This is a genomic window from Micromonospora sp. NPDC005172 (assembly GCF_040608555.1).
Classification (GTDB): Bacteria; Actinomycetota; Actinomycetes; order Mycobacteriales; family Micromonosporaceae; genus Micromonospora.
In genome coordinates this window covers 1-10,222 of record NZ_JBEXIL010000093.1, presented here as the reverse complement: position 1 = coordinate 10,222, position 10,222 = coordinate 1, and the positions used below count along the sequence as shown (strand labels likewise).

Annotated in this window: 10 protein-coding genes and 1 pseudogene; 4 read left to right on the top strand and 7 right to left on the bottom strand. The window is 63.0% G+C overall.

Translation table 11 applies throughout. From position 1 onward, the window contains the following. The first annotated feature begins 499 nt into the window (after window positions 1-499). Window positions 500-1,333 carry a hypothetical protein gene (locus ABZV06_RS31500; RefSeq protein WP_355247383.1) on the top strand — a complete coding sequence of 278 codons (834 nt, stop codon included), beginning with the start codon at window positions 500-502 and terminating at the stop codon, window positions 1,331-1,333. Window positions 1,334-1,445: 112 nt separating this feature from the next. Beyond that, the gene (locus ABZV06_RS31495) at window positions 1,446-2,360 is read left to right on the top strand and encodes a hypothetical protein (protein WP_355247380.1); all 915 of its coding nucleotides are present in this window, start codon (window positions 1,446-1,448) and stop codon (window positions 2,358-2,360) included. A gap of 82 nt (window positions 2,361-2,442) precedes the next feature. On the opposite strand, the gene ABZV06_RS31490 is transcribed toward ABZV06_RS31495, so the two are convergent. From ABZV06_RS31490 to ABZV06_RS31480, 3 genes are all read right to left on the bottom strand, one after another. Beyond that, window positions 2,443-2,865: a hypothetical protein gene (locus ABZV06_RS31490; protein WP_355247377.1), complete on the bottom strand. Its 423-nt coding sequence runs from the start codon at window positions 2,863-2,865 to the stop codon at window positions 2,443-2,445. 22 nt (window positions 2,866-2,887) lie between these two features. Then, entirely contained in the window at window positions 2,888-3,091 is a 204-nt protein-coding gene (locus tag ABZV06_RS31485) for a UDP binding domain-containing protein (RefSeq protein ID WP_355247374.1), read from the bottom strand. A 311-nt stretch (window positions 3,092-3,402) separates the two neighbouring features. Further along, window positions 3,403-4,176 (bottom strand): hypothetical protein, encoded by a 774-nt coding sequence (locus tag ABZV06_RS31480; protein ID WP_355625889.1) that lies wholly within the window; start codon window positions 4,174-4,176, stop codon window positions 3,403-3,405. 327 nt (window positions 4,177-4,503) lie between these two features. On the opposite strand from ABZV06_RS31480, the gene ABZV06_RS31475 reads away from it, so the two are divergent. Beyond that, window positions 4,504-5,106, top strand: a complete 603-nt coding sequence (locus tag ABZV06_RS31475; protein ID WP_355625887.1) for an RNA polymerase sigma factor — start codon at window positions 4,504-4,506, stop codon at window positions 5,104-5,106. Next, window positions 5,103-6,047: a CU044_5270 family protein gene (locus tag ABZV06_RS31470; RefSeq protein ID WP_355625885.1), complete on the top strand. Its 945-nt coding sequence runs from the start codon at window positions 5,103-5,105 to the stop codon at window positions 6,045-6,047. Before ABZV06_RS31475 ends, ABZV06_RS31470 begins: the two co-directional genes overlap by 4 nt. A 449-nt stretch (window positions 6,048-6,496) precedes the next feature. Here the strand turns inward: ABZV06_RS31470 and ABZV06_RS31465 are convergent, their stop codons facing one another. The 4 genes and pseudogenes from ABZV06_RS31465 to ABZV06_RS31450 form a co-directional block, all read right to left on the bottom strand. Then, entirely contained in the window at window positions 6,497-7,048 is a 552-nt protein-coding gene (locus ABZV06_RS31465; RefSeq protein WP_355247362.1) for a hypothetical protein, read from the bottom strand. Window positions 7,049-7,109: 61 nt separating this feature from the next. Next, entirely contained in the window at window positions 7,110-8,246 is a 1,137-nt protein-coding gene (locus ABZV06_RS31460) for a hypothetical protein (RefSeq protein WP_355247359.1), read from the bottom strand. A 111-nt stretch (window positions 8,247-8,357) separates the two neighbouring features. Further along, window positions 8,358-8,648 carry a hypothetical protein gene (locus ABZV06_RS31455; RefSeq protein WP_355625891.1) on the bottom strand — a complete coding sequence of 97 codons (291 nt, stop codon included), beginning with the start codon at window positions 8,646-8,648 and terminating at the stop codon, window positions 8,358-8,360. 1,011 nt (window positions 8,649-9,659) lie between these two features. Further along, window positions 9,660-9,995 (bottom strand): annotated as a pseudogene (locus ABZV06_RS31450) (RICIN domain-containing protein); the annotation flags it as partial. Window positions 9,996-10,222: the final 227 nt, after the last annotated feature.

The following is a 10,222-nucleotide window of genomic DNA, read 5'->3' as shown; positions in this document are numbered from 1 at the left end:
CGCCGCCCCCCCCCCCCCCCCCACGGCCCGAAGGCCTACGCCGCGGGCCGCCAAACACGGGCTGCGGATCGGGTACGCGGCCGACACCCGCCTGGACGCCGACCTCCTGTCCGGCGCGCACCGACCCCGCCCCCACCGCGCCCGGCGCCCGGCGCCCGGCAACTCGCGCACGATCACGGCACCCGGATCCTCGCCTCCGCTGCCGGCCTGCGCACGTTCGACCACAACGGCTTGGAGGACGGCGCCCGACCGACGACTCCTGGCGAGGCGCGGCAGACTGTCGAGTAGTCCGACGGTGGCGGGAGGTCCGTACGTGAGGTTCAGGCGCCGGAACCTGGAGGCACTTGGCGATCTGATTTGTGGAAATCTCGGTTCGGATGACCCGAAGCACGGTGAGGAGCCGAGGTACTTCCCGTACCGCTCGAGCTCGTATATCACCGAGTTTTTCCAAGAGCTCGACACCGACTGGGTACACGACGGGTCTACTCGGCATCGCTGGGTGGCTGACGTCTTGGAAGCGATGTTGGCTGAGCCGCACGATGGGCCAGGCCGGCCTCCGGAGATCTTCTGCCGCGTCATCGACCATCTGATGAGTCCGAGCGAGGCGATGAACGAGGGGGCGGAGCGTGAGAATGCTCTTCGTCAGCTTAACGACGTTCTCACCCGGGAGGGGTTCGAGGCGTTCTACGCCGAGGACCGGCACTGCTACCTGCGGCACCTCGGTTCGAGCACCGTCAGCGTGTTCCGGGCGAATCCGCACCGGCCGTTTACGGTCATGGAGATCAGGAGGCGGCAGGAACTCGCGGCGTACTTGAACACCTGCAGCGAGGACGATCTGATCGAGGAGGTGCTGCTTCCGCTGTTCCGTCAGCTCGGCTTCCACCGGGTAACCGCAGCAGGGCACAAGGACAAGGCGCTCGAGTACGGCAAGGACATCTGGATGCGGTACACCCTGCCGACCCAGCACTACCTGTACTTCGGCCTACAGGCGAAGAAGGGAAAGATCGACGCCTCGGGCGTGACGAAGGCCGGGCATGCCGGCATCGGCGAGATCCACCATCAAGCGCTCATGATGCTGGCCCACCAGATATTCGACCCGGAGACGAACAAGCGGGTTCTCGTGGACCACGCGTTCATCGTCGCGGGGGGCGAGATTACCAAAGCCGCCCGGAACTGGCTCGGTAACGCCCTCGACGACGCGAAGCGAAGCCAGATCATGTTCATCGACCGCGACGACATCCTCAACCTGTATGTGGTGACGAACCTGCCGCTGCCGGCTGGTGCCATCCCACCCCCGACCCCCTGGACGACCGGCGACGAGCCGCCGTTCTGAAAGTCGCGTTCAACCGTCGTCTCGCCGCGACGCCAATCCCGTGCAGCGGCGCCGCCGCCTCGGCTGGCGGATATCGGTTGCCCGGCCGCGGGAAACGCCAGACCCTTGGCGGGTGCACGCTCGTCAGCTTGACAAAATTCTCCACCTGCCGGCGCGGCAGCGTTTCGGTGTGATCGCCGAGGGCGTTGCGCACCTGGCCGCGAGTGTCGCCACGCTGGAGGCGGATGCGGCTCCGCTGGCGGCTGCTCGTCGGCACCAGAGCGCCGCAGTCTTGCGGTGTTTTGCCGACGAGGAGGCGGCGAAGGTCCTCATCCTGCTGGACGTTGCTCGGGCCGGATGGGGGCACCAAAACCGGCAGCGCGTCGAACAGTTGCTGCGGCGCCGGTTCTACCAGCACCTCGCCCGCGGTCTGTACGTTCAGGCTTACGGCGGAGCGCCGGCGGACCTCGCGGAGGTGCGCCGCTACGTCAACGGGTTACGGGCCGAGTTCTACCTCGACGGGCCAATGGATGTGGATTGGATCTTCAGCAACGAGGTCATCACCCGCCGCGAAGAGCGTCTCTACGTCGACTACATCAGGGACGAGGATGGCAACGGTTCCTGGACCGGACCGGCGAGCCGCGCCGCGATGATCGACGAGCCGTTCCAGCATGCGCCGATCCCCTCGGTGGCCATCCGATTGGTCGGCGCGATGCACCGGCTCGGGTTGCTCACCGAGAACGGGTTCCAAGCAACTCAGGCCGTCTGGGACGGGATCGAGGTGGACGACAGCATGCACTGGAGCGCACTGCGGCCCCTCAACGTCGCTGTCATCCAGCGTTTGGTCGATGCTGGCTTGCGCCTGAATGACGACGAGAACGTCGAGGCGGCGCGGTTCGTATGCGAGCACTGGATCTTCCCGCTGTACACGCTGGAACTCGACATGGAGCAGGTGGCACCGGCCGACCTGCAGGCGGCCCGTGAGCGGCGGTTGGCAGCGGAATTCGGCCTGACCGAGGATCTCGCGTACTACTACGGTGGCGAATAGGTTTTTACGAACGGGGCTTCGGATAGCCCGGTGTCGCCGGTTATTGACGCCACCGGGTGGATGCATGCCGATCTCGAGGGTTTTACCTCGCCAGCCGTCGCCTGAAGGAGACCAGGTTGTCGGGGATGTCGTCCTGGTCGTTGCTGTCGGCGGCGCAGTTCGGCCTTGCGGTGTCGACCGCGGGTCCGCGTGTTGACGCTGATCCGGGCATGTTGCGCAGCACCGCGTTGGCGAGCGTCAGGTTGGTGGCCAGGGCTCGTAGTTCGGCCAGCTCAGCGGTTTGGTTCGCGACGGTTATCTTCAGTGTGGCGGCGGTCTCCCGCAGTCGTTGCTCGGCCTCCGGGATTTGGTGGGCTTCGGCGCGGACCCGGGCGTAGAACTCGGCGCGCAGGTCGCAGTGGCGTTTCACCAGGGCCATCCGAGAGACGCCGGCCTCGAAAGCCAGCGCGACAACGGTGAGGCTGCCGTTGGAAACGGTGGCCTGCCCGGCGAGAAGCCGGTTCATGTGTTTTGTGGATCGTGAGCAGCTACGGCTGCCTGCGCGGAGGGAGAGCTGGGGAGTTCATGGTGAGGTATCGGTAGCCGAATTCGGTGAGCCTGTCGGCGTCGAGGCAGTGGCGTCCGTCGAGGACGAGTGGTGAGCGCATGGTGGGGGCGAATTTGGCCCAGTCGAGGTCGCGGTAGTGCGTCCATTCGGTGGCGACCACGATGGTGTCGGCGTCGTCGAACACGTCGTCGACACGGTCGGCGAGGTGCGCGGCGAGGGGTGGGTTGTTCGCGGCGGAAGCGGTCGGCGGCGACGGGGTCGTGCAGGGTAACGGGCCGGAGTATGCCGTTCGGACTCCGGACCACCGAATCGCTGCCCGCCTTGAGATCCAGCGCCGCACATACCGGGCTGCTGCACGACTTGTCAAAGGTACCGGGAGGGCTCACTCCCGAACCGCCCTCTGCCACCCCGCACTGTGGAGTGTGGGGTGGCAGAGAGGGATCGTCTCTGATCAGATGAATGCGGCGAGACCGCCGCGCTCATCCGAGTGCGCGATCAGGTGTCGCAGACGTGCACCCCGTCAATTTTGTCGTTGTAAGGCGTGTCGGCGGCAAGGTTGCTATGCCAGTCGAGTGCAGTACTGCCGAAGAGATAGATCCAACTACTCACGCCGTTCCAATTGTAGAAGTAGGTGTTGGCCCCGTCCGTCTGGTTGTTGACGTAAGCCGACACCTTGTCGTTCCACTTGCCGCCCGTCGGGAAGTTAATCGCCCCGAGATCCATGAACGCGCAGTCGTAGAACCTAATTCTGTATCCCGCGATGTAACCCGCGTCCGCCCAGATGCAGAGGTACTTGTATTCACACGTGTAGACCGAACCGCCGGCGGCTGCGAAATTGCGATCAGCCGGCTTGCTTGATCGAGCCGGAGCCTTAGCCCCAGTCGGAGCCGAAGCTGGAAGTGATGCGGCGGGCCGGACAGGATTGGGAGACGCGAGGGCTGCCTTGACAGCCTCCTTTGAGAGGACCCGCTTGTCCCGTGGCTGGTCAGCCGGCATGCTGATATCGACGCCAGGAGCGATCCGAAGGGTGTCTTCGCTGACCACCTGGGATCCCGGGTACAACTCCATCAGCGACTGAAGAGCCACCGACACCGTCGAATCTGCCGACATTGCCGAGGCCTTGCCGGCATGTGCAGGGCCTCCAGTTGCGGCCACTGCGGTTACAGCAGTGGCTGCGGCCAGCAGGAGACGAACTAACCTCTTCGAAGTTGCCATCAATTCCTTCCCCGTGTGAGCTTCGGCTTCCAGCGAGAATCGTCGCGAAGCCACGCGGAAATGGTTTGCGCGCTAAGCAACAAATGTTTTGTTGACCTAGTGGCGGTCCTCAGGCTAACAGCAAGCTGGACCAGAAAGTGGACCCCAACCGCATCGTCAAATCACATCGACGCTCCTGCGCTCACTTTGTTGCGGGGAGTACTCCGAGCGGCAGCATGAACAAGCAGGTCAGAAAGCCTTGCGTGAAAGTATGGTGACCGTCTGTATTTATAACGAATCGGTAACACTGCCGTCGATAGCGTCGAGCGAGCGAACCCTTCGTCCCTCTCGTGCATAGATGGGGCGTCCAACGAGACGATCCAGGGAGGCGGGGTTGAGGCAGTGATCGACACGGAGGACGGCGCTCAAGGCCCCTCGCGCACGGGCGCGAGCACTGATGCCGAGGTCATCGAGGAGTCGCTAGCGCAGCCTGGCCGGTTTGGCGTGCTGTACGAACGGCACGCCAGGGTGTTGCACGGGTACGCGTACCGCCGTCTAGGACGGGAGGCCGCGGAGGATGTCGTCGCTGAAACCTTCATGAAGGCCTTTCGCGCCAGGCGGACGTACGACCTCAGCCACAGTGATGCTCGGCCATGGTTCTTCGCCATCGCGATCAGAGAGATCGCTCGTCATCACCGGGTTGAACAGGCCAGGTACCGGGCCCTCTCGCGTTCTTTTGAGGATCGAGGTGACGAGGACCTTGCCGATCGAGTCGCTGATGCAACCTCGGCTCACACCTGGCGAAAGCCGCTCGTCGAGGCGTTGGCGAAGCTCTCCCGCCGGGAGCGGGACGTTCTGCTCATGGTCGCCTGGGCTGACCTGACCTACGAAGAGGCAGCCCGAGCGCTCGAGATACCGCTCGGCACGGTCCGATCACGGCTCCACCGGGCGCGACAGAAGATCCGCAGACATCTGCCTGACGACATCACCTTGGAGTTGGTGTGAAGGACTTAGATCTCATCAAACAGTTGGGCGATGACCTAGCCCCTCGAGGCGATGAGCCTCTCGCTGGTCCGCCTGTGGCAGCCTTCCGTGACTCGTCTCGGAAACGCCCACTCAAGACGTGGCAGGCCGGGGTGCTGGCGCTCGCCGTGGCGGGTGCTATTGCAGGGGCATCGACCTTGAGGCCAAGCCCGAACACACCCGGCGGCCAGGCAGCCACACCCCGAGCCGCCACAGTCCTCGACAACGCCGCCGCCGTAAGCCAAGAGTCGACCGCCTCACGGCTCCAAGGCGCGGGGTACATCTTCACCGAGACGATCAGCAGCTACCCGGAGCAAGTTCAGCAGCCTGACGGCTCCATCAAGACCATCAGGCAAGCACCGGTCGTGACACAAGTCTGGCTTCCGGTGGAGCCGACGAAGGACGGCAAGCAACGACAGCGTCCAGAGGACGGCAACGCCGCGTGGGATCCTTGGGTTATGCTCGCTGGCTGCCGCGAGACCCAGGACTCGGACACACTCGCTTCCGAGTTCTCGCGCTGCGCACGGGGTGTTTTACCCGCAAGCTTTCCCACCGAGCCCGCTGCAGTGCTGGCATGGCTGAAGGACGATCGTCCCGGTCGACAGGATTCCTCGCCGCCAAGCGCTGGACCGATCGCGGGTCAGGACGCCCTGGCGTTCGAAAGGGCAAGATCCCTCCTCATGACAGGGACGTATCTGCAACCTGATCAGCGGAGCGCGATCTTCAAGGCTCTGGCACAACTTCCAGGCGTCGTTGCAGTAGCTAACGTGCAGGACGGCGCAGGTCGACAGGGAGTCGGCATCTCCGCTGGCGGTACTGAAGCGCTGGTATTCCACCCAACCTCGTTCGCGTTTCTCGGCACCACCAGCTCAGCAGTCATGAGACAAGGCACGACTACCGAGGTCGGCAAGCTTCCGTCCTGAAACCCGTCAGGACGAACGGCGGTAATGCCGAGAGCCGGCCGGCGCCCTCGATCGCGAGGGCACCGGCCGGCATCGAACCGTTTCGACTTAACGACTACTCGGTGCACCCGGTGACGATGGGACGACCCCTCGACATCGTCGTTGACGCCGATCGGGTGCAGGTGCTCTGCGACAGCCGTCAGGTCCCCCGACACGATCGCTGCTGCGCGAGCACCAAGCCCTCACCGATCATTTATCGGCAGAACGCTGCTGACCTGCCTATGGCCGGCTGGCCGCGCGGCCGAAGCCGCTACGGACGTCATCTTCCATTGCACATCGTGTGGTCACCTCTGCTGGGAGTTTGGTGATTGCGCCACTGGCGCTGTGTTCGAAATCGGGCTGCGCGGCTCGACCACCTATCCGGAGCCGAACCCTGGCCAAGGACCAGCCGCCTCAGGCGGTTCCGTCGATCAAGACCCGTGCGGACGGGCCTCGTCGTCATCATCGTCAGGCAAAGGCGCCGAGAACCAGACGCGGATCAGGTACTCCTCGATCCCGTCGTAGGGCGCGAACAGGGCCGTCCATGCCGAAGTCGGTGACGCCGTCATGGGTTCGTCCAGACGCCGCAGCGCCGCGAGGGCCTCAGCCCGGCCACGGATCTGCACCTGCGTGGTGTATAGGCCGGGTCCGCTCGGGAGGTTGATGCCTCCGATCGAGGTGCCGCTGCCGTCGGCCATCTGTAGCGTGCCGCTGGGGCATGTCAGCACGAAGGCCGAGACGTCGTCGAAGCCGATTTCCGCGCCGGACGGCTCATCCCAGACCTCTAGGGCGGCTCGTACCTTGAGAAGGTCTTGAGCGGCGGTCACGTATACCTCGTACTCCGTCGCCGCAGCACCGCGCTCGTACGACCGGGCGAGTGCCTCTTGACCGCCCTCCGCGGCGTCGCACTCCTCGTCGCGCACGATGAAGAATCGGTAGTCGGGTCGGAACAATAGTTCGTAGTGAGAGATTCGGCTGGTCATCGTTTCTCCCGCGCGTACGCTCGTCAGGCCGGCGCGGCCGACCTGACGAGCGTAGCGCCTGTTACGGGACCGTCGTGACGTGGAAGGGGTCGCAGTCGAGTAGCCGCTGCGCCCCGTAGAAGACTTTCAGCTCGTTACCCCCGATGCCGTTGTCGAGAGCGGCAATGGGCCGGGCTGACCCGTGCCAGCCCCATGGCTCGCCGGCGGTGAAGCCGCAGACTTGTAAGGGTGTGGTGTTGGCAGCGCCCTCGTAGGTGGTCTTGAACGGGTACTCGTCGCATTCAAGTCCGCCGGTGGTGTACGTCGGCCCCCACACGTCCCTGCAAACTTTTACAGCTGCGTTGTGGTTCGAGTCCTGGTTGGTCTTGTCCATGAGGCGGTGCAGTGGTGGGGAGGAACCGGGTGGGGACTTGCCGATGAAGCTGGGGAACGTCCTGCTGGGGTTGTACAGCGCATCGTGGATGTGCAGGGCTTCTTGCCGGGCTGGTCCTGTCAGGCTCAGCGAGAACGTGGGGGTGTGATCCGGGAACACCGTGCCCTTGTACTTGCCGCCTAGCGCCGGACCAGCGCTATCGAAGCGCACCAAGTGCTGTGCGAGGTCCTCTGTCCAGGGAATGGTTCTGCCGTCTTTGTAGCGGACGCTGAACTCAAATGTCGGTGTGAAGGCGACAGTGTAAAACGGGTCTGCTCCGGCGCCGTCGGGGGAGGTTACTACCATCGCGTCCGCGGTGGGCCGTTCGTACCACTGGCGAATGAGGTCTGTTCGACGTGTTGGCCCTGGGCAGACGAGGTCTGCGCGTTCGCAGCCTCGCAGAGACACTTCCAACTCCATGACGCTCTCATCTAGTTGGCTTGCCATTTTTATGTCTTCCAGACTTGCCAGGTAGTCAACTCGTCGGCTGCCGTCGTACGCGAAACCGAGAATCCATATATCAACCTCGACGAAGCCGATGTACTCACCGTTGGTCTCGCGTAGGTTGATCCGGTAGTTGTCGCGGCGATGGCACTGTTCGAAGCGGCTTAGCGACCAGCCGGTCGGGGTTAGCGCCTCAGCTCGCGTGGCACACTCCTGCTTGAGGTCCAGCGCCGCGAGGGTTCCTATCGGACCGCCACCATTCAACGCGGACGATTGGGCAGGTGGCCCGGCGGCCGACGCAGTCGCGGAAGGCGCAAATGCCGCGAGCGTGAGAGTCGCCACCAGACCAGCTGACGTCCACCGGAGCATGCGTCGCACTGCTGAAACCGACGAGGGAGCCTTGTTGCGTTGACTCATGCTTGTCCTTTACAGATGCTCAGGCGTTACGGCAGGTCATTGCAGAGCGGGGCATGCGCCCAGACATGCGTGGAGCAGGGAGCCATTTACGGGATCAAAGGCGAGCCGATAACCGTCGTATCCCTCGGTTTGGCGACCAAGCAGGCTTCGAACCTTCTCCCGCCCTTCAACGACGATGACGTCTCGCTGAGGCAGCGTTTGAGAGGAACCTGCCATCGCGCTCGCAGGTTTTTGAGCAGAAATCGTGCGAACTTTGGCAGTTTCAGATGAGCGGCTAGAAAGGGTCAACGCTTTACGAGCCAAATCCAATGCCTGCCGCTCACTCACGCCCCTCGGCTTGGTCCCACGCTCCGGGCGTGAACGCTGAACATTCATGTTGCATGCTTTGTGTGCCCCGATGCACTCGGCCAGACCTGGCACATCGGTTACGCACCGGCTCGCATCTGCGTTCATGCATTCTGCTAACGCTCGCTGGTCGACGCCGTTGTAGAACTCGCTCGCGCCCGTGACGGGTACGGCGGAAGCACGAGCCTGCAGGGTGGCCGAGGACGGCTTGCTGACCTCGAAATAGTCGACCGACGGAGGGTTCGTCCCTGCTTTTGCGACGGTCGAAGCCGTGAGACATCGAGGTGGTGTGTTGGGTCCCCCTGCGGCTGGAGCGTTGCGTGGCGCGTCACAGGGATACAACTCGCGTGTCGAGACTTCGGCAACCCACGGGCGACGCCAAGTGTAATTTCCGTCGAGCAACTGGATACGGTGTTGATATGGTCCCGCAAACGTGGCCGCTTCAAGCGTCTCCGCAGAAAGACCTCCGCTGCTCTCGCCAATTCGAGCGCTTTCGGCCTTTGTTGTGCTTGCGATTGGATTGAAGTCGAAGTAGAGAGCAAGCTGGGAGTTTTCGCCTGGCACTACCATGTAAGTGTGGAGTCGCCCGTCCGAACCAGAACCCCCGGGAACATCCGACAAGCCATGATAATCGTATGATGTTCCATCATACTCGACCCAAAATGCGTTCTCTTCTCTCGGGTCTGCGGAATATCTCGATTCCCAGCCGAATTCAAAGCCCTCCGAGCGACTGTTGGCCCCTTGCGAATCTAGCGTTCCCCATTTAACAGAATTCAGCATGTTGCTGTAGGTGGTTCCAGTGTAGGTAATAGAATGCTGCTGCCACGTGTCCATAAGGCCATACACCGGTTGTTGAGGGCGGACGCAGAGAACGGTCCCCTCCGTTGCGCACTCGAACGGCCCAGTTCGCAAGACCCAATGCTCTCCCGGCCTTCCACCGGTGGGCAGGTTCCAACAGTTGTTCAGGGAGGCGCCGCTGGTCGAGTAGAGTCCGTCAAGGCAGTTAGTATTTGCATTATTGCGAAGCCAGAACCCCCCGCCATACGCTGGCGGTTGGGTGTACCAGGAGAGATTAGCTGCCGTGCAGGACCTGAGTTGGACCTGCGGCCCTCCGGTTCCGGTTCTGCCCAGGCAGAGGCCGGTTTGTACATGAATGATTCGGTAGAGGTGGCGCGGTGGGGTGTACGGCTGTGTGCTGCTAAACTCGAATTTCCACCGTTGCGTATTGGCGTTAGGGGACCCATCCGCGATGTACGCAGCAACCCCTACGGGTGATCCATCGGTCGTGCCTGTAGCCGACAGTACTCGCTGTTCGTTAGCTCCGAACATGCCGATAGCGAAAGTCTTTGAAACCGCCGCTGAGGCTGGAGTAGCGAGACAAATCAGGGTTCCTGCAACCACGATGGCAACGATCGAAGCGTGCGCCAATCCTCGTCGCAGCTGTGCGACATAAGACATTCTTAACCTCGGCCCTTCGTTAAGGGCTGTCCACGGACTGGGCAGAAACGAAGAAGTGCCTTCTGATCAGGGAAGATAGGACTTGCTGAGGGTCCGAT

Bases quoted from the DNA above. Each gene is read 5' to 3' on its own strand.
- ABZV06_RS31490 (WP_355247377.1), bottom strand. From the start codon at position 2,865: ATGAACCGGCTTCTCGCCGGGCAGGCCACCGTTTCCAACGGCAGCCTC.
- ABZV06_RS31465 (WP_355247362.1), bottom strand. From the start codon at position 7,048: ATGACCAGCCGAATCTCTCACTACGAACTATTGTTCCGACCCGACTAC.